The organism is Burkholderia sp. BCC1998 (assembly GCF_905339875.1).
GTDB lineage: Bacteria > Pseudomonadota > Gammaproteobacteria > Burkholderiales > Burkholderiaceae > Burkholderia.
The window spans coordinates 493,154-512,166 of sequence record NZ_CAJPHE010000001.1; the positions used below are offsets into that span (position 1 = coordinate 493,154).

Below are 19,013 nucleotides of genomic sequence, written 5' to 3' on the forward strand. Positions count from 1 at the left end.
GCCGTCTGCGCGCGGCGCGTTGGCTTGCGTGCGGCGGCGTCCGGTCACGTTTTCAGGAATTCATCCATGTCGTTCACCTTCGCCGCGCGGCCCTCGCGCGGCCGGCTCGCGCTAGCCTGCGCGGCCGCTTTTGCCTGGCCGGCCGCGCAGGCGGCCTCGATCGATGGCGCATCCGCCGCGCCGGTGCCCGCCGGCGCCGGCAACCCGGCCGGCCGTGCCGCGCCGGTCGCCGCGCTCGCCTCTGCGGGCGACACGCTGACCGCCGTCAGCGTCACCGCAAGCCGGCAACCCGTCGATCCGGACACGCCGGCCGTCGTCGAGTCGATCACGCGCGAGCAGATCGACGCGCACACCAACGTCACCACCGAGGACGCGCTGAAGTACGCGCCCAACCTGATGGTTCGCAGGCGCTACATCGGCGACCGCAACAGCGTGTTCGCCGGCCGCGACTTCAACGAACTGCAGAGTGCGCGCGGGCTCGTGTACGCCGATGGCCTGCTGCTGTCGAACCTGCTTGGCTCGAGCTATGCGTATCCGCCGCGCTGGTCGCTGATCGCGCCCGACGATATCGCGCGCGTCGACGTGCTGTATGGTCCCTTTTCCGCGCTGTATCCCGGCAATGCGATCGGCTCGACCGTGCTGCTGACGACGCGGCGTCCCGACAAGCTCGAGGCGTCCCTGTCGACGCAGTTCTTCACGCAGCGCTATCACGACGGCTACGGGTTCGCGGACAGCTTCGGCGGCAATCACCAGACCGCGCGGATCGCGAACCGCGTCGGCAAGTTCTGGTTCTCGCTGTCGCTCGACCGGCTGGAGAACGACGGCCAGCCGATGCAATATGCGAGTCCCAACGCCACCTACAACCCGCGGCTGGGTGCCGCGGTGCCCGTGACGGGCGCGGCCACCGACATCGGCCCCAACGGCAAGCCGCGCACGATCGTCGGTGCGCAGAACATCGAGCGGACCGAGCAGCTCAACGAGACGGTCCGGATGGGCTATGCGTTCACGGACCGCGTCGACGCGACGCTGACGCTCGGGCACTGGGAGAACCATTTCCGGCAGCACGGCGAAACCTTCCTGCGCGACGCGGCCGGCAATCCCGTGTACGGCGGCAACGTGTCGCTCGGCGGCCGGAACGTGACCGTCGCGCCGAGCGCGTTCGCGCCACAGCGCGGCGACCAGGAGAACTGGCTGTACGCGCTCGGGCTGAACGGCCGGCTCGATTCGGGCTGGCGGCTGTCGGGCGTGGTTTCCGCCTACGACGTGTCGCGCGACGTGCTGCGCGCGGCATCGACCGTGCAGGGCGGGGCGGGCACGCTGTTCCAGGGCGACGGCACGGGCTGGCGCACGCTCGACCTGAAGGCCGAGGCGCCGGAAGTGAAGGGGCACACGCTCACGTTCGGCTATCACTACGACAACTACTTCCTGCGCAACGTCACGTACAACACGGCCGACTGGCTGGCCGGGCCGACCACGTCGCTCGCAAGCGTCTACCGGGGCGACACGCGCACGCAGGCGCTGTTCGCGCAGGACGCGTGGCGTTTCGCGCCCGGCTGGCTCGCGACCCTCGGGCTGCGCTACGAGCGCTGGGATGCGTACGGCGGCGCGCTCGGCAACGCGAACGGCACGCTCGGCTACGCGGACCGCGGCGCGAATGCGCTGTCGCCGAAAGTCGCGCTGCAATGGGACGCGACGGACGTCTGGCGTTTCCGGCTGTCGTTCGCGACCGGCACCCGCTTCCCGACGGTCGGCGAGCTGTTCCAGGGCACGATCTCGAACAACGCGATCGTCAACAACAACCCGAACCTGCGGCCGGAAAAGGCGATCGACTGGGACTTCACGGCCGAGCGCGACGTGGGCGTCGGCGTCGTGCGCGCGAGCGTGTTCCAGAGCGACCTGCGCGATTCGATCTACAGCCAGACGACGGTGTCGGGCGCGTCGACCGTCACCAACATCTCGAACGTCGATCGCGTGCGCGTGCGCGGCGTCGAACTCGCATTCAGCGGCCAGAACGTCGGGCTGCGCGGGCTCGACATCGACGCGAACGTGTCGGCGAGCAACGCGCAGATCCTGGCCGACACCGCGAATCCCGCGTACGTCGGCTCGCGCTTTCCGCGCATCCCGCGCATGCGCGCGAACCTGCTCGCGTCGTACCGCTTCGACGAGCACTGGCTCGCGAGCGTCGGCGTCCGCTACTCGGGCCGCCAGTTCAACACGCTCGACAACAGCGACGTGAATCCGGACGTGTACGGCGGCACGAGCATCTTCACGGTCGTCGACCTGAAGGCGCGTTACCGGTTCGATCGTCACTGGACTGCGTCGGTCGGCATCGACAACCTGACGGACCGCCGCTACTACGTGTTCCATCCGTATCCGGGCCGCACTTTCTTTGGAGAACTGAAATGGTCGCTGTGAAATCGCTCGCGGCAGGCTGCGCGCTGTGGCTCGCGGCGCTGTCGCCTGCCGGCGCGCACGACGCGCCGAAAGCCGCCGATCCGCATGCGGCGCACATGAGCATGCAGGCCGCACCGGCGCAACAGAGGCAGCCGCTCGCGACCGGCGCCGCGTTCGACGCGCGGCACCGGCTGTGGGTCGCATGGGTCGAAGGCGCGCACGTCGTCGTCGCGCACTCGGACGATGCGGGCCGCACGCTGTCCGCGCCCGTGACCGTCAACGCGATGCCCGAGCCGATCTACACGAGCGCGGAGAATCGCCCGAAGATCGCGACGAGCCCGGACGGTCGCGCGGTGTACGTATCGTGGTCGATGCCGCTGGATGCGCCGTACACCGGCATGGTGCGCTTCGCGCGTTCGCTCGACGGTGGCGCGACCTGGAGCGTGCCGGTCACCGTGCATCGCGACCGGCAGGCGATCACGCACCGCTTCGACATGATGGCGGTCGATCCGGCCGGCAACATCGCGATCGCGTGGATCGACAAGCGCGATCTCGTCGCGGCGAAGGCGGCGGGGCAGGCGTACGAAGGGGCGGCCGTCTACTACGCGGTGTCGCGCGACGGCGGCGCGTCGTTCGAGCCCGAGCGCAAGGTGACGGATCACACGTGCGAATGCTGCCGCATCGCGATGGCGATCGATCCGGCCGGGCACATCGAAGCCGTGTGGCGCAACGTGTTCCCGGGGCAGATCCGCGACCATGCGCTCGCGGTGTTGCCTGTTTCGGCATCGGAGTCCGTCGTGCCGGTGCGTGCGACGTTCTCGAACTGGCATGTCGAGGCTTGCCCCGAGCACGGGCCGGCGCTCGCGATCACGCCGGACGGCACGCGCCATCTTGCGTGGTTCGGCGTCGTCGACGGCCGCGCCGACGTGTTCTATTCGCGCATCGGCGCCGATGGCCGGCCGAGCGGCACGCCGTGGGCGTTCGGCGCGAATCCGGCAGTGCCGGCCGAGCAGGCATCGCATGCGGCGCTCGTCGTGCGCGGCGAGGTCGTCTGGCTCGCATGGAAGGCGTTCGACGGCGACACGATGCAGATCAAGCTGCGCCGCTCGGACGATCGCGGCGAGCACTGGTCGGCGCCGCGCGTGATCGCGTCGACGTCGGGCGCGAGCGACAACCCGCAACTGCTCGACGATGCGGGCCGCATCTACCTGTCGTGGCGTACGCGTAACGACGGCTACCGGCTGATTGCCGTGGAGGGGGCGCCATGAAACGGCTGATCGTGTTGATGGGCGCCGTGTTCGCAAGCCTGCCGGGATGGGCCGGCGAACTGCAGCCGCTGCGCGCGGCCGAGGTCGCGAAGGTGTACGCGACGGCGCACGAACGGCCGCTCGCAGTCGAGATCTGGTCGCTCGATTGTGGCTACTGCCGCGAGAACGCCGCGCATCTGGTCGCGTGGCAGCGCCGCCATCCGGACGTGCAGCTCGCGATGGTCTCGATGGACGCGTACGACGACAACGGTGCGGCAATCGCACAGGCGCTCGCGCAAATGAACCTGCCGCCGCAGGTCGCGCAGTATGCGAACGCCGAGCCGATGCCCGAGCGTCTGCGGGCGGCGCTCGATGCGGGATGGCGGGGAGAAATGCCGCGTACCGTGTGGGTTGGCCGCGACGGCGCACGCGATGCGCGCAGCGGCTTGCTGACGACCGACGTGCTCGACGGCTGGTTGCAGCGCGGCAAGCGCCGCTGAAACGGACGGCGGCGCGGGGGATGCCCCGCGCGCCGCTTCGATGCGACAACGAAGGCGCGCTCGAAGGCGCGCGAGAAGATCGTCAGGCCGCGCGCCTGAACAGCCGGATCACGAACAGCAGGATCACGGCGCCGATGACCGCGACGATCACCGAGCCGATGAAGCCGCTGCCGAGGGTGATGCCGAGCAACCCGGCCAGCCAGCCGCCGATCACCGCGCCGACGATACCGACGATGATGTCGACGATCAGGCCGAACCCGCCGCCCTTGACGAGCACGCCCGCCAGCCAGCCGGCGATCGCGCCGATGATGAGCCACATAATCAAGCCATGAGTCATGGTGATCCTCTCCTTGTGTTGAGTCGAAATGACCGGACGTCGGCTGTTTCGCCGCAACCTGCATGAAGGCGGCATGCGACTCGCCGCGCCGCCCACGCAATGTAACGCGATAGACGGGTCGGAATCGTTAAGTAATGTTATGCACCCTTAACGGGTTTTTCCAGAGGATTCGTCTGTCATTCGAAATGAATCTGTAAGGAGGGGCGCACGATGGTGCGTCATGCGTCATGCGTCATCGTCCGTGCGTCGGCGCCGGTGTGCCCGTGTCGGGCAGGCCGTCGCCGGCGTCGGCAATCAGGCGGTTGACGGTTGCCGTATCGCCGATCGCCTCGATCGCCAGCAACGCGAAGCGGGCAAGAAAGAGCGCCGCATCGGCTTCGCCGATACCGGTCATCGTGCGGCACAGGTCGGTATAGAGGATGTCGCGTTCGGTGTCGGTGATCATGCGTGCTCCTGAATGTTGGCCGGCGTGCGCGGGTGCAGCGCGCGTTCGAGTGCGGCGGTCACGTCGGCGGCGCGTGCATCGTGCCAGCGGCCGAGCACGTGTCCGTCCGGACGTACGAGATAGAGGGTGCCGTCGCGCGCGCCGTACAGGTCGAACAGCCGGCCGTCGGCATCGTAGCCGCCGCATCCCGGCTGTTGCGGTGCCGCGTGCCGTGCAAGCGTGACCAGCGTGAACGGTATGCCGGCGTCGTGCAGGTGTCGTTCGAGATCGGCGAACGACGGATCGGGCGCACCGTCACGCATGAAGCGGAACGCGGTGAAACGCGGACCGACGAGATCCGTCAGGTGGCCGCGACGCATGCCTTCGTCGGTGCCGATGTCGCCCGACGCGTGCAGCATCAGCGGACATTCCGCGAGTACCATGCCGGGCGACGGCCCGGCCGAAAACGCATCGCGCTCGTCCGCATTGAGCGGTGACGCCGTGTACGCGATGGCCGACGTCTGGCGCGGATTGATCAGCGAACGCAACGCCGGATGCCGGACCGCGAGCGTCAGCACGGCCTTGCGCATCAGGTCGAACGCGAACGACGGCGGCGCCATGAACTCGGTGCTCTTGGTGCCGTAGCGCAGGTTCTCGTGCGTCGCGAACACGCGCTCGTCCGAATAGCTGTCGAGCAGCGCGTCCGACGCGAGGCCGCGAATCACGTACGCGAGTTTCCACGCGACGTTGTCGGCGTCGTCGATGCCCGAGTTCGCGCCACGCACGCCGAAGATCGGCACGAGGTGGGCGGCGTCGCCGCAGAACAGCACGCGGCCGTGCCGATAGCGTTCGAGCGTCAGCGCGTTCGCCTTGTAGATCGTGATCCAGATCGGCGACCAGTCGCCGCGCTCGCCCATCATGTCGAGCAGGCTCTGCACGCGCGGGATCACGTTCTCGGGTTTCACGGCCGCTTCGGGATCCTCATCGTCGCGCAGTTGATAGTCGATCCGCCATACGTTGTCCGGCTGCTTGTGGACGAGTACCGTCGAGCCGGGGTTCGACGCCGGGTCGAAGTACGCGAGCCGCTCGGTCGGCCGGTCGCTGTCGAGCGCGATGTCGACGATCACGTAGCGGCCTTCATAGCTTGTGCCCTGCAGCGACAGCCCGAGCGCATCGCGTATCGTGCTGCGCCCGCCGTCGCTTGCGACGACCCAGTCGGCATCGAGTGCATAGCGGCCGAGCGGCGTATCGACGTCGAGGCGCGCGCCGTCCGGGTGCTGCGTGACGCCCGCGACTTTCGTCTGCCAGCGGATCTCGATGAGCTCGGGGCGGCGCAGCGCGGCATCGAGCAGGAACTGCTCGATGTGATACTGCGCGAGGTTCACCATCGGCGGCAACTTCTGGTTCTCGTCCTGCGGCATCGTGAAATGCAGCACTTCGTCGTGACGATGGAAACTGCGTCCGCCGCTCCACGGCAGTCCGACGCGCATGAAGCTGTCGAGCGCGCCGAGCCGCTCGATGATCTCGAGGCTGCGTCGCGAGATGCAGATCGCGCGGCTGCCGTGACAGACCGAATCATCGGCTTCGAGCAGCACGCTGCGGATGCCGTGATTGGCGAGGCCGAGTGCGACAGCGAGGCCCACCGGGCCGCCGCCGACGATCGCGACGCGGTGCCGCTGCGTATCGACGCCGGCGCTGCAGGTCGGCAGGTGCGGGGGATGATGCACGGCGACGAACGGGTAGGGTTTGAATTCGATGCCCATCGTTGGCTTCCAGGTTGCGCTGATCGAACGCGCACGCTCGGCGACGCGATGCGTGCGGCAGGTTGGATGCAGTATGGAAGCCGCGCCGGACACCGCTGTCCCCATTCCGGGTACGGCGAACGGCTGGCGGCGGGCCGGGATTTACCCCGACGCGTTCAGGATCGGCAGGCGACGTTCAGGGTTGCAGGCACAGCGCGAACAGCTGGCGCTGGCTCGAGATGCCGAGGCGCCGGTACGCGCGCTTCTGATAGGTGACGACACTCGAAGCCTTCACGCCGATCGTCTCGCCGATCTCCTGCGCGGTCTGGCCTTCGAGCACGCCGCGCAGCACGTCGAGCTCGCGCTTGGACAGTGTCGGGCATGCGCCGCGCAGCCGCGCGAGCATCTGTTGCGGGATGCCGATCTGCGCCGAGCCCGCGAGCGCATAGTGATGCTGCGCGGCCTGCGCGATCAGCGGTGCGAGCGTTTCGATGGCCGTGATCTCGCGCGGCTGGAACGTGCCGCTGCGGTGCGCGCGATACAGATTGATCGACAGCCAGGTCGAGTCGTTCGGCTGCATCAGCAACGCGAGGCGATCGGAGACGTCGGGGCCGCGGTAGCAGGCCGTGCGATACGCGTCGTGGCCGATCTCGTCGCCGGCCTGCTGATGCAGCAGCACGTCGCGGCGCTGCGTGCGGTGACCGGCGGCCGAGACGATTCGCTGGTTGCCGTCGAGCGCATAGAAATGGCGCGCGTAGGTGTCGGCAACGTCGCGCAGGTAGCGGCCGCCGCGATGATCGGCGACCGAGACGGTGCGCGGCCGGTTGCCGAACTCGTACGCGAAGATCGTGCACTGCGTGATGGCCAGCGCATCGTCGAACAGCTTCAGGATTTCCGCGGCGAACGCGTTCGGCTCGCTGCCGCCGATCGCGGCGACGAGACCGGTCGCACGGGACACGTCCAGTTGTCCGCTGAGGTTCGGTCGCTCGAGACGCCAGGTGCGCATGATGCTGGGGAGGGGCCGGTGGTCCGGCGATTGTAATCGGCGGCGCGCGGTGCGGGAGTCGGGGGATGCCCGCAAGCGGAAATGACGGCGCACGACTTCGCGAATCGGAAATCGTGGCCGGAATCGGAATTGCGGCCAGAAAAGAGAAAAGGCCTGACAAACGATGCTTGTCAGGCCTTTATATCTTGGTGCCGGAGATAGGAGTCGAACCTACGACCTTCGCATTACGAATGCGCTGCTCTACCAACTGAGCTACACCGGCAGCAGAGAAATGAAATTATATGGTCAAATCCGAGATCTTGGCAATAGGTTTTGCGAATTTTTTTTCAGCTTGCTGCTGCTGCTTCGCGACACCCTCGATCCGGCGGACTTCCCGCTTTCACTTCACTGCGATGCAGCCTGTCAGGGCCACATCGCGAAGGCGCGATTGTACTGACGTCTCGCACCTCCGTCTAGTGCTGCACTGCAAATTTATTTGCCTTCGTTGTGATAGCCGGTCACGCGCTCGACTTCGTTCTTCGAACCGAGGAACACCGGCACGCGCTGGTGCAGGCCGGTCGGCTGCACTTCCATGATGCGCTGCGTGCCCGTCGTCGCGGCGCCGCCCGCCTGTTCGACGATGAACGACATCGGGTTCGCTTCGTACATCAGGCGCAGCTTGCCCGGACGATCGGGTGTGCGCTTGTCGGCCGGGTACATGAAGATGCCGCCGCGGTTCAGGATCCGGTGCACGTCGGCCACCATCGACGCGATCCAGCGCATGTTGAAGTTGTCGCCGCGCGGGCCTTCCTTGCCGGCGTTCAGTTCGTTGACGTAGCGCTGGACCGGTTCGTACCAGTGGCGTGCGTTCGATGAGTTGATCGCGTATTCGCGCGTATCGGCCGGGATCTGCATGTTGCTTTGCGTGAGCACCCACGAGCCGACTTCGCGGTCGAGCGTGAAGCAGTTCACGCCGTTGCCGGTCGTCAGTACGAACACGGTTTGCGGGCCGTACACCGCGTAGCCGGCCGCGACCTGCTCCGTGCCCGGCTGCAGGAACGATTCCTCGGTGGCCAGCTTGCCGTCCGGGCAGCGCAGTACCGAGAAGATCGTGCCGATCGACACGTTCACGTCGATGTTCGACGAGCCGTCGAGCGGGTCGAACACGAGCAGGTATTCGCCGCGCGGGTAGTTCGCCGGGATCGGGAAGAACGTTTCCATTTCCTCCGATGCCATCGCGGCGAGGTTGCCGCCCCATTCGTTCGCGTCGAGCAGGATCTCGTTCGACAGGATGTCGAGCTTCTTCTGCACTTCGCCCTGGACGTTCTCGCTGCCGGCGGTGCCGAGTGCATCGCCGAGCGCGCCCTTCGACACGTTGTAGCTGATCGCCTTGCACGCGCGGGCGACGACTTCGATCAGCAGGCGGAGGTCGGCGGGGAGGTTGTTGGTCTCACGCTGCTGCTCGATCAGAAACTTGGACAGCGTGGTGCGGCGGGCAATGGACATGACAGACTCCGAGAGGCCAAAGAATCCTTGAATTGCCGCAATTTTACCCGGCGCGCCTCCCGAGCCGCCGCCTTTTTTCGTCCGGTTACATGGTCGGTCGCGCGGTTCGGCCGGGCTCCGGCGTGCACGGCGCGGCGGATCGGCCGGGCAGCGGCGGTAAAACCGGGGGGCCGAACGCGTGGTCCGGCGCCTGGCCGCCAACCTTCAGACGACAAAAAAGCCGGCGCCGCAACGGGGCGGCACCGGCTTCGTCGCGCTCGCGCGCGCGGCGAGTCGCGTGCGTGACGTTACGCGAGCGCCTTCTCGACGATCTCGCGCACGTCGCGCGATTTGGCACCGGCCGCGACCTGCTCGAGCGCTTCGCGCATCCGGTCGCGCAGTGCCGGCGTAAAGCGGCGCCACAGTTCGAGCGAGCGGGCGAGGCGCGCGGCGACCTGCGGGTTGATCGCGTCGAGCGCGAGCACCTGTTCGGCCCAGAACGCGTAGCCCGAGCCGTCCGCCGCGTGGAATTGCGCCGGGTTCGCCGCGCAGAAGCTGAAGATCAGCGAGCGCGCGCGGTTCGGGTTCTTCAGGTTGAACGCGGGGTGGGCCATCAGCGTGCGGACCTTCGCGAGCGTCGGCTGGGCCGGCGTGCCGCGCTGCGCGGCCTGCATCGCGAACCACTTGTCGATCACGAGCGCTTCCTTTTCGAAGCGGCGGTAGAAGTCGTCGAGCGCGCGCGCGGCCGCGTCGTTCGCACCGGCCGCCGCGGCGGACAGCAGCGCGCCGAGCGCGGCGGCGCGATCGGTCATGTTGTTCGCCGCGTCGTACTGCGCGGTCGCGATGCGCACGGTGTCGGCCGGATCCTCGAGTTCGGCGAGATACGCGAGCGCGAGGTTCTTCAGCGCGCGGCGGCCGGAGGCTTCAGGCGTCGGCTCGTACGCGCCCGGCGTCTGGTGCTGCTCGTACGCGGCGAGCCACTCGGCGTGCAGCGCGGTCGCGAGCTGGCGGCGCACGAACTGGCGCGCGCGATGCACGGCGGCCGGATCGGCTTCCGCCATCTGGTCGGCCAGATAGGTTTCCGACGGCAGCGTCAGTGCGAGCTCGCGGAACGCGGGCGACAGGTTTTCATCGGTCAGCACGCGGCGGAACGCGGCGACGAAATTCGCGCCGAGCGTGAGCGGTTCGTTCGCGGCGGCGCGCGCGGCGAGCGTCAGCAGCGCGCGTGTCGCGAGGCGCTGGCCGGCTTCCCAGCGGTTGAACGGGTCGCTGTCGTGCGCGAGCAGGAACGCGAGGTCGTCGTCGCCGTAGTCGTATTCGACGATCACCGGCGCGGAGAAATTGCGCAGCAGCGACGGCAGCGGCTCCTCCGGCACGTCGACGAACGTGAAGGCCTGCTCGGTGTCGGTGAAGTCGAGCACGCGCGTCGTGCCCGATGCGGCGGCTTCGCCGTCGAGGCGCAACGGCAGGTCGCGGCCGTCGCGGCCGATCAGGCCGATCGCGAACGGAATCAGCAGCGGCCCTTGCTGCGTCTCGCGCGCGGCCGGCGACGCGTCGCCGTAGCCCTGCGCGAGCGTGACCGTGTAGCGGCGTGCAGCCGCGTCGTACGCGGTGCGCACCGACACGCGCGGCGTGCCGGCCTGGCTGTACCAGCGCTCGAATTGCGCGAGGTCGCGCCCGTTCGCGTCGGCCATCGCGTGACGGAAGTCGTCGCACGTCACCGCTTGACCGTCGTGGCGCTGGAAGTACAGGTCCATCCCCTTGCGGAAGCCGTCGCGGCCGAACAGCGTCTGGTACATCCGCACGACTTCCGAGCCTTTCTCGTAGACGGTCATCGTGTAGAAGTTGTTGATCTCGACGTAGCTTTCCGGACGCACCGGATGCGCCATCGGGCCCGCATCCTCGGCGAACTGCAGCTGGCGCAGCACGCGCACGTCCTCGATGCGCTTGACCGCGCGGGCCGCCGACTCGACGTCGTCGCCCGCGGCCATGTCGGCCGAGAACTCCTGGTCGCGGAACACGGTCAGCCCTTCCTTCAGGCTCAGCTGGAACCAGTCGCGGCAGGTCACGCGGTTGCCGGTCCAGTTGTGGAAGTACTCGTGGCCGACCACCGATTCGATGTTCGCGAAGTCGGTGTCGGTCGCGGTCTCGGGGTTCGCCAGCACGTACTTCGTATTGAAGATGTTGAGCCCCTTGTTTTCCATCGCGCCCATGTTGAAGTCGCCGACCGCGACGATCATGAAGCGGTCGAGATCGAGCTCGAGGCCGAAGCGCTTTTCATCCCAGCGGATCGAATGGATCAGCGAATCCATCGCGTGACGGGTCTTGTCGAGATCGGCCGGTTCGACCCACACCTGCAGCAGCTTCTCCTTGCCGGAGCCGGACGTGATCTTCTCCTCGATCGCGACGAGCTTGCCCGCGACCAGCGCGAACAGGTAGCTCGGCTTGCGGAACGGATCCTCCCATTTCGCGAAGTGGCGGCCGTCGGCCAGCTCGCCCGAGTCGACGAGATTGCCGTTCGACAGCAGCACCGGGTACGCGGTCTTGTCGGCGCGCAGCGTGACGGTGTACGACGCCATCACGTCGGGGCGGTCGAGGAAGTAGGTGATGCGGCGAAAGCCTTCGGCCTCGCACTGCGTGAAGAAGTTGCCGCTCGACACGTACAGCCCGGACAGCGTCGTGTTCTGGTCCGGCGCGCACGCGCTGTCGAGCGTAAGCTCGAACGCATCGGGCACGTTTTCGACGGTCAGCCCGTGGTCGTGCGCGCGCACCGGACCATACGGCGCGCCGTCGAGCCGTGCGCCGAGGAATTCGAGCGCTTCGCCCATCAGCTCCAGATGCGGGGTGGGCGCCGCGTCCGGATTGCGGCGCACGCGCATCGTGTTCCTGACGATCGTGCGGGCCGGCGCGAGATCGAATTCGAGTGCGACGGAATCGATGAGGAAGGCCGGCGGCGTGTAGTCGGCGCGGCGGATCACGGTGGAGGAGGCGTTGTCGGACATGGTCGTCGAGATCGGTGGAGTGGGGATCGGGCCCGCAGCGCGGGCCGGCTGAACCGGGCCATTGTACAAAGGCTTGCGGCCGCGTGCCGCGCGAACTTTTTACCGGTTCCGGCAGTCCGCGTATTATCGGCATCCCGTGCGGTTCGCGCGGTGCGACGAACGGGTGACGGATCGACGAGGATCGACATGAAACATGAATGGATTCAACGCGGTGCGGGCTGGGCGGCGGCGCTGTGCGTGGCGCTGCTGACGGGCTGCACCAGCTACGTGACGACCCAGGTCACGGCCTTCTCCGACTGGAGCGGCAGCGACGCGACGCGCACTTACGCCTTCACGCGCAGCGACGCGCAGAAGCACAGCATCGAGCAGTCGACCTACGAGCCGATCGTCGCGAACGAACTGTCCGCGTATGCGTTCCGCCAGGTGCCGGCCGCGCAGGCACGCTATCTGGTCGGGCTGGCCTACGGGGTCGGCAGCGATCTGGTGACGGTGCCGCAGCCGGTCTACTACGACCCGTGGTTCATGGGGCCGGGGCCGTACTGGCGGGGCGGGCCGTGGGGCCCGTGGGGGCCCTGGGGGCCGATGCCGGCCGGCTACGTCGCGCAGACCTACCAGGTGTTCGACTACACGCTCGGCATCCGGATCACCGAGCGCGCGACCGGCAAGGAGGTCTATAACGTGACCGCGCGCACCACGGGCGACAACGGCGCGCTGCTGTATGCGATGCCGTTTCTCGCGCGTAGCGCGCTCGCCGATTTCCCGTTGTCGAACGGGGCGATCCGCACGGTGCGGCTGCCGGTCGACAAGCGCGGCGGGCCGGCCGCGCCGGCCGCCAACGAGCGCGTGGTGCCGGCGGCGCCGGCATCGGGTGCGGCGGTCGCGAAGTAACGCGGTATCGACACCGGCGCGGCCGCCCGGCCGCGCCACTTGCCTGCGTGCGTCAGACGCCGACGCCCAGCAGCGCCAGCGCCCCCAGCACGACGAACAGCACGGCCGCGATGCCGTGCACCAGCTTGGTCGGCAGGCGGTGCGCGAAACGGTCGCCCAGCAGGATCGCGGGTACGTTCGCCAGCATCATCCCGAAGGTCGTGCCGGCCACCACGCCGATGTAATCCTGGAAGCGCGCGGCGAGCGCGACGGTCGCGATCTGCGTCTTGTCGCCCATTTCCGCGAGGAAGAACGCGACGAGCGTCGCGCCGAACACGCCGAGCCGCGAGCGGTTCGCATTGGCTTCGTCCGCATCGAGCTTGTCCGGCACGAGGATCCACAAGCCCATCGCGATGAACGAGAACGCGAGCGCCCAGCGCATGATCGACGGCGTGACGAGAATGCCGAGCCATTCGCCGAGCGCACCGGCGAAGCCGTGGTTCACGACCGTCGCAACCAGCACGCCGAGAATGATCGGCACGGGCTTGCGATAGCGCGCGGCCAGCACGAGGGACAGCAGTTGGGTCTTGTCGCCGATTTCAGCGAGGGCGACGGCGCCGGTGGAGATCAGGAATGCTTGGGACACGTATGGGGTTCCACGGGCCGATGTTGTGCGTGCGAGCGACGATCCGCCGCGCGCCGGGCCCTGATGCGGCGCGCAGTGAACCATCGGTCTCGCCAGGCCTTGGTGGCTGCGCCCGCCATGGCCGAACGGCCAAGTCTGTTGACGGACGCCTCCGTCACGATGCGCGCCGGGGGCGCGGGACATCGAGCGGAGCGGCTACTCCCCAATGAGCGGCGAATTCTAGCACGGCGCGTGCTGCCCGCGGCGAATTCGACGGCGCCGGCATGCGCCGCAGCGCATGCCGGCGCAGGGTGGGGCCCAGGTGCGCCGGTTACGCGGCGGCGCGGCGTGCGGCACCGCGCTCGTGCACGAGCCGGCCGGCCGCGTACGTGCGGTACACGGCGCGGTCGTCGCCGAGCAGCGCGAATGCGAACAGCAGTTCCTCGAGCGACTCCGCGCGCTTCGTGCGGCGTGCGAGCAGCGGCGTGGCCTGCGGGTCGAGCACGACGAAGTCGGCTTCGGTGCGCGGCGCGAGCGTGCCGACCGTGTCGGCGAGATCGAGCGCCTGCGCGGCGCCGGCCGTCGCGAGCCAGAACATCCGCGTCGCGCTCAGGTGGTGGCCCGACAGCCGCGCCACCTTGTGCGCCTCGTTCATCGTCTGCAGCATCGAGAACGACGTGCCGCCGCCGACGTCGGTGGCGAGCGTGACGGGCACGTCGTATTCGCCGGCCTTGTCGAAGTCGAACAGCCCGCTGCCGAGGAAGAAGTTCGACGTCGGGCAGTGCGCGACGACGGTGCGCGTCTCGGCCATCCGGCGACGGTCCTCGTCGTCGAGATGGATGCAGTGGCCGTACACCGCGCGCGGGCGCAGCAGCCCGTAACGATCGTAGATGTCGAGATAGCTGCGGTGGCCCGGGAACAGCTCGGCCGCCCATTTCACTTCGTCGACGTTTTCCGCGACGTGGCTCTGCACGAACACGTCCGGATGGCGGCGTGCGAGTTCGCTGCACGCCTCGAGCTGCGCCTCGGTGGAGGTCGGCGCGAAGCGCGGCGTGAGCGCGTACATCTGACGGCCCTTGCCGTGCCAGCGGCCGATCAGCTCGGCGCTGTCGTCATAGCCCGACTGCGCGGTGTCGCGCAGGAACTCGGGGCAGTTGCGATCCATCAGCACCTTGCCCGCGATCATCCGCAGGTCGCGCGCGTCGCTCGCCGCGAACAGCGCGTCGGCCGACTGCTGGTGCACGGTGCAGTAGACGAGCGCGCTCGTCGTGCCGCACGCGAGCAATTCGTCGACGAAGAAGTCGGCGACTTCGCGCGCATGTTCCGGATCGCCGAACTGGCGCTCGGTCGGGAACGTGTACTTGTCGAGCCACGGCAGCAGGCCGGGGGCCGGCGACGCGATCATGTCCGTCTGCGGATAGTGGATGTGCGTATCGATGAAGCCGGGCACGATCAGCTTGTCGCGCAGGTCGTGGACGACCGCGTCGCGCGCGAGCGTCGCGGCCAGCCGCGCATGCGGGCCGGCTGCGACGACCTTGCCGTCGTCGACGATCAGGAGGCCGTCGGTCTCGTGGTTCGCGGCCTGGCTCGACTGCGCCGGGTCGCCGTTGAAGGTCAGCAGCTGGGAACGGAAAGCGGTTTGCGTCATGACGAAGGGTCCTGCATCAAGGTAAGGCGAACAGAAGAAAACGGTCGGTGCCGCGCGGGCGACGACGCGGCGGGGGCGGCCCGGGCGTGCGCGATGCGGCGAGCCGCGCAGGCGGCGGCGCGCGCTGCGATCGCGTACGCAAGCGCGGCGGCCGTCGCCGCGATGGCCGACGTACCGGCGGACAGCGCCGCCATCGCGATGGCGATCGCGATCACGGCGACCGGCTCGCCGGCGACCGGCATCGCGAGCCGCAACAGTCGTTGCACGACGCGCAGCGGCAGGCTTCGGCGCGCGACGACGCACAACACCGTCGCCACGCGTACGACGGACGCGATGCCGGCCTGCGTGCCCGGCGCACGCAGGCGGCCGGTGCGGCACGACGCCGGGCCGGTCGTCGCGAAGCGGATGTCGTTGCGGTGTTTCATCTGTCTAGCGAACCTCGATGCCGGCCGTCACGCGGCCTGCCAGTACGAATCGAGACGCGCGATCAGCGCATCGCGCTGCGCGGCGTCGACGAACGACGCCTCGAAGCCGTTGCGAATCACCGCGTGCACTTCGGCATCGGTCAGCTGCAGCCCGTCGACCGTCGCGAAGTAGTTGTCGTTGACGTAGCCGCCGAAATAGGCCGGATCGTCGGAGTTGATCGTCACCGCGACGCCGCGATCGAGCAGCGCCTTCAGCGTGTGCTTCGCCATGTCGTCGAACACGCACAGCTTCAGGTTCGACAGCGGACATACGGTCAGCGCCGTGCGCGTGCGCGCGAGGCGTTCGACGAGCGCCGCATCCTCGATGCTGCGCACGCCGTGGTCGATCCGGTCGACCTTCAGAACGTCGAGCGCTTCGTAGATATAGGCGGGCGGGCCTTCCTCGCCCGCATGCGCGACGAGCTTCAGCCCGAGCGCGCGCGCCTTCTCGAACACGCGCGCGAACTTCGTCGGCGGATGGCCGAGTTCGGACGAGTCGAGCCCGACGCCGATCAGCCGATGGCGATAGCGTTCGAACAGCGGCAGCGCGGCGTCGAACGTCGCGAGCGCATCTTCTTCCGGCAGGTGGCGCAGGAAACACAGGATCAGCTTGCTCGACAGCCCGCGCTGCTCGGCATCGGCGAGCGCGCGGTCGATGCCGGCCACCACCGTCTCGATCGGCACGCCGCGTTCGGTGTGCGTCTGCGGGTCGAAGAACAGCTCGGTGTGGACGACGTTGTCGGCGAGCGCGCGTTCGCAGTACGCGGCCGTCATGTCGTAGAAATCCTGCTCGGTCAGCAGCACGCTCGCGCCGGCGTAATAGATGTCGAGGAACGACTGCAGGTCGGTGAACGCGTATGCGGCACGCAGTGCGTCGATCGATTCGTACGCGAGCTTCACGCCGTTGCGCTGCGCGAGCGCGAAAATCAGTTCGGGCTCGAGCGAGCCTTCGATATGGATGTGCAGCTCCGCTTTCGGAGCGCGGGCGATCTTGTCCTTGAATGTCGGGGTCATGGCGTTGTTCTTGGTCGGTCAGAATGTTGGGGAAGCCTGCACGGGTGCGTTCGCCTCGACGGCCTGCAGCAACTGCGCGGCCACCGAGATCGCGATCACTTCGGGTGCCTTGTCGATGATGCCTTCGACGCCGATCGGGCAGCGCATCCGCGCGACCTGGGCCGGGTCGATGCCGATCGCCGCCAGCCGATGATCGAACTGCGCGCGCTTGGTGTGCGAGCCGGTCATCCCGAAGTATGCATAGTCGCCGCGCCGCAGGATGCGCTCGGCCAGCATGAAATCGAGTGCGTGGTCGTGCGTCATCACGACGAAGTACGCGTGCGGCGGCGCCGTGTCGACGGCATCGGCCGGGCTGGCAAGCGCGTCGATCGCGAGATTGCCGATCCCGGCGAGTGCCTCGGCCGGCGGGAACACCGCATCGGGGCCGTCGATCCAGCGCACGTGGCACGGCAGCGTCGCCAGCACCTTCACGAGCGCTGTGCCGATGTGCCCGGCGCCGAACAGCACGACGGGGAACGCATACGGCGCGATCGTTTCGGTCATCAGCGCTACACCGCCGGTTTCCCACAGCAGGCAATCGGCACGCGCGGCCGGCGATTCGGGCTCGCTCAGCAGCGGCGCGCCCGGCGAGGGGCCGAATGATACGCTACGCACGGTCGCGGCGCCGGCCGCGACACGCTTCGCGAGCGACATGATCCAGCCGAGGTCGCCGACGTCGAGCCGCTCGAACGCGAGCACGACCGCGCCGCCGCAGCACTGGCCGAGGCTCGGGCCGAGCGCGAGCCGTTCGAGCCGGCGCGCGTGGGGCACGTGCGCGCCGTCCTTCAGCAGGTGCCGCGCGATCTCGATCGCCTTCCATTCCAGATGACCGCCGCCGATCGTATGGCGGGCCGTGTCGCGCGTGACGAGCATCTTGGTGCCGGCCTCGCGCGGCGCGGAGCCGTCGGTATGCGCGACCGTCACGAGCACGGCCGCTTCGCCGTGTGCGAGCAGTTGCTGCAGATCGCCGAGCCAGGCTTCCATCAGCACGCTCCGTTCCGGACGATTCGGCACGACGCGCGGCGCGGGCTGGCGGGCGCGGCGGTAACGAGGACGGACGGGAGCGAGGCGGGCCGGCCGCACGACGGGTTCAGTGCGGTGGCCGTGCGCCGAAGGCGCACGCGAACGACGCCGCGCAACGTGCGGACGCCATGAGGGTGACGGATGCGGATGGTTTGCGTTGTCATGATGAATCCAGTCGACATTGCGGATCGGGCGCGCGTTACGCAGGAGGTGAGACCGCCTGGCCTCGCGCACGTAGATCGCCATCCAGTCGTGAAGATAGCACCGCAAGGCGGCGGGAACATTGCCGGGCGGTGATCCGGGCTATCAGACGGCGATCATGTCGATCATAGGCCCGCCGCGCGGGATCCGGGCGCCGATGCGCGGGCGTCGGGCCGAAACGCATGTGTGGCGGGGCGTGCGCGCGGATGTCGCGCGACGCGCGTTCGCCCGTGAATCGGGACGGCGGCGGGGATAGGTGTTTACGCGCGGCCGGCAGAGTGCGGCCGCATCGGGGTCGCGCCGGTGTCGTGGGCCGAGCCGGACGAAGCGGCCACGCGGCCACGTGGCCTCGACCGGTCGGCCGGTTCGCGCGGCGCGGCCGGTCAGCCCGCCAGCTTGCGGCGATGGCGCCAGAGGCTCGAGGCGACGGCAATCAGGATCACGGCGAAGCCGATCAGCGCCCAGCCGGGCAGCAGGATCCCGAAGATCGGCGGGTAGACCGTCTCGCACAGGCCGGCAACCTTGAACATGCCGGGGAACCACTGGGCGGGCGGCAGGCTGTCGACGATCGGCTGCAGCGTGTCGAAGCCGCAGCTGAAGCCCGGATTCATCTGGATCGACAGATGCCGCGCGGCGGTGCCGACGCCGCCGGCCGCGGCGATCGCGATCAGCAGCTCGAGCACCCAGATGCCGCGCCAGTTGCGCATCCCCGCGGCCAGGAACGCGAAGATCCCGATCGCCGCGAAGAAGTAGCGCTGGATGATGCACAGCGGGCACGGATCTTCGTTCTTCACGTACTGCAGATACAGCGCGCCGGCCAGCAGGGCGATGCACACCCAGCCGAGCAGCATCAGCAGGCGGCGTTCACGGCGGAGTGCGAGCGTGGAGTCGTTCATGTCGGCGGGATTCCTGTCGTTGGTCGGTCCGATAAACAATCGCGCGATTTTAGCGCGAACGATCTGGCACGAAACTGACAGCGCGCGTGCGGCATCCGGCCGCCGTCGCTTCGTCCGGTC

The 19,013-nt window shown here is 68.4% G+C and carries 16 protein-coding genes, 1 tRNA gene and 1 riboswitch; of the genes, 4 read left to right on the forward strand and 13 right to left on the reverse strand.

Annotated features, from left to right (window positions below):
- Positions 1–66: 66 nt before the first annotated feature.
- From U5A56_RS02260 to U5A56_RS02270, 3 genes are read left to right on the forward strand one after another with little or no spacing between them, the layout of a single operon-like run.
- A complete protein-coding gene (locus U5A56_RS02260; protein WP_321920839.1) occupies positions 67–2,415 on the forward strand; it encodes a TonB-dependent receptor in 2,349 nt (782 codons plus the stop codon).
- Positions 2,403–3,662, forward strand: a complete 1,260-nt coding sequence (locus U5A56_RS02265) for a sialidase family protein (RefSeq protein ID WP_321920840.1) — start codon at positions 2,403–2,405, stop codon at positions 3,660–3,662. Before U5A56_RS02260 ends, U5A56_RS02265 begins: the two co-directional genes overlap by 13 nt.
- Positions 3,659–4,141 (forward strand): TlpA family protein disulfide reductase, encoded by a 483-nt coding sequence (locus U5A56_RS02270; RefSeq protein ID WP_044848543.1) that lies wholly within the window; start codon positions 3,659–3,661, stop codon positions 4,139–4,141. Before U5A56_RS02265 ends, U5A56_RS02270 begins: the two co-directional genes overlap by 4 nt.
- Positions 4,142–4,223: 82 nt before the next feature.
- On the opposite strand, the gene U5A56_RS02275 is transcribed toward U5A56_RS02270, so the two are convergent.
- The 7 genes from U5A56_RS02275 to pepN all read right to left on the reverse strand — a co-directional run bounded on the left by U5A56_RS02275 (position 4,224) and on the right by pepN (position 12,116).
- Positions 4,224–4,478, reverse strand: a complete 255-nt coding sequence (locus U5A56_RS02275; RefSeq protein WP_044848544.1) for a GlsB/YeaQ/YmgE family stress response membrane protein — start codon at positions 4,476–4,478, stop codon at positions 4,224–4,226.
- Between the two features lie 232 nt (positions 4,479–4,710).
- Positions 4,711–4,923, reverse strand: a complete 213-nt coding sequence (locus tag U5A56_RS02280) for a hypothetical protein (protein WP_044848545.1) — start codon at positions 4,921–4,923, stop codon at positions 4,711–4,713.
- Positions 4,920–6,665 carry an FAD-dependent oxidoreductase gene (locus tag U5A56_RS02285; protein ID WP_321920841.1) on the reverse strand — a complete coding sequence of 582 codons (1,746 nt, stop codon included), beginning with the start codon at positions 6,663–6,665 and terminating at the stop codon, positions 4,920–4,922. The genes U5A56_RS02280 and U5A56_RS02285 overlap by 4 nt, the downstream gene beginning before the upstream one ends.
- Before the next feature lie 175 nt (positions 6,666–6,840).
- Complete coding sequence (locus tag U5A56_RS02290; RefSeq protein WP_321920842.1) at positions 6,841–7,650, reverse strand: helix-turn-helix transcriptional regulator; 810 nt, start codon at positions 7,648–7,650, stop codon at positions 6,841–6,843.
- Between the two features lie 186 nt (positions 7,651–7,836).
- Positions 7,837–7,912, reverse strand: a tRNA-Thr gene (locus U5A56_RS02295).
- A gap of 209 nt (positions 7,913–8,121) precedes the next feature.
- Complete coding sequence (locus U5A56_RS02300) at positions 8,122–9,135, reverse strand: class 1 fructose-bisphosphatase (RefSeq protein WP_321920843.1); 1,014 nt, start codon at positions 9,133–9,135, stop codon at positions 8,122–8,124.
- 287 nt (positions 9,136–9,422) lie between these two features.
- Positions 9,423–12,116, reverse strand: coding sequence for an aminopeptidase N (gene pepN, locus U5A56_RS02305; protein WP_321920844.1), 2,694 nt, complete (start codon positions 12,114–12,116; stop codon positions 9,423–9,425).
- Positions 12,117–12,302: 186 nt separating this feature from the next.
- On the opposite strand from pepN, the gene U5A56_RS02310 reads away from it, so the two are divergent.
- Positions 12,303–13,004, forward strand: coding sequence for a DUF4136 domain-containing protein (locus tag U5A56_RS02310; RefSeq protein ID WP_321920845.1), 702 nt, complete (start codon positions 12,303–12,305; stop codon positions 13,002–13,004).
- 52 nt (positions 13,005–13,056) lie between these two features.
- Here the strand turns inward: U5A56_RS02310 and U5A56_RS02315 are convergent, their stop codons facing one another.
- The 6 genes from U5A56_RS02315 to U5A56_RS02340 form a co-directional block, all read right to left on the reverse strand.
- Positions 13,057–13,629 carry a TMEM165/GDT1 family protein gene (locus U5A56_RS02315; RefSeq protein ID WP_044848551.1) on the reverse strand — a complete coding sequence of 191 codons (573 nt, stop codon included), beginning with the start codon at positions 13,627–13,629 and terminating at the stop codon, positions 13,057–13,059.
- A 78-nt stretch (positions 13,630–13,707) separates the two neighbouring features.
- A riboswitch (yybP-ykoY riboswitch) is annotated at positions 13,708–13,845 on the reverse strand.
- A gap of 94 nt (positions 13,846–13,939) precedes the next feature.
- Positions 13,940–15,256 carry a guanine deaminase gene (guaD, locus tag U5A56_RS02320; RefSeq protein ID WP_321920846.1) on the reverse strand — a complete coding sequence of 439 codons (1,317 nt, stop codon included), beginning with the start codon at positions 15,254–15,256 and terminating at the stop codon, positions 13,940–13,942.
- Positions 15,253–15,681: a hypothetical protein gene (locus U5A56_RS02325; protein ID WP_321920847.1), complete on the reverse strand. Its 429-nt coding sequence runs from the start codon at positions 15,679–15,681 to the stop codon at positions 15,253–15,255. Before U5A56_RS02325 ends, guaD begins: the two co-directional genes overlap by 4 nt.
- Before the next feature lie 27 nt (positions 15,682–15,708).
- Positions 15,709–16,734, reverse strand: coding sequence for an adenosine deaminase (locus U5A56_RS02330; protein ID WP_044849230.1), 1,026 nt, complete (start codon positions 16,732–16,734; stop codon positions 15,709–15,711).
- A gap of 18 nt (positions 16,735–16,752) precedes the next feature.
- Complete coding sequence (xdhC, locus tag U5A56_RS02335) at positions 16,753–17,757, reverse strand: xanthine dehydrogenase accessory protein XdhC (RefSeq protein ID WP_124487810.1); 1,005 nt, start codon at positions 17,755–17,757, stop codon at positions 16,753–16,755.
- A gap of 623 nt (positions 17,758–18,380) precedes the next feature.
- A complete protein-coding gene (locus U5A56_RS02340; RefSeq protein ID WP_124487811.1) occupies positions 18,381–18,893 on the reverse strand; it encodes a disulfide bond formation protein B in 513 nt (170 codons plus the stop codon).
- Positions 18,894–19,013 lie beyond the last annotated feature (120 nt).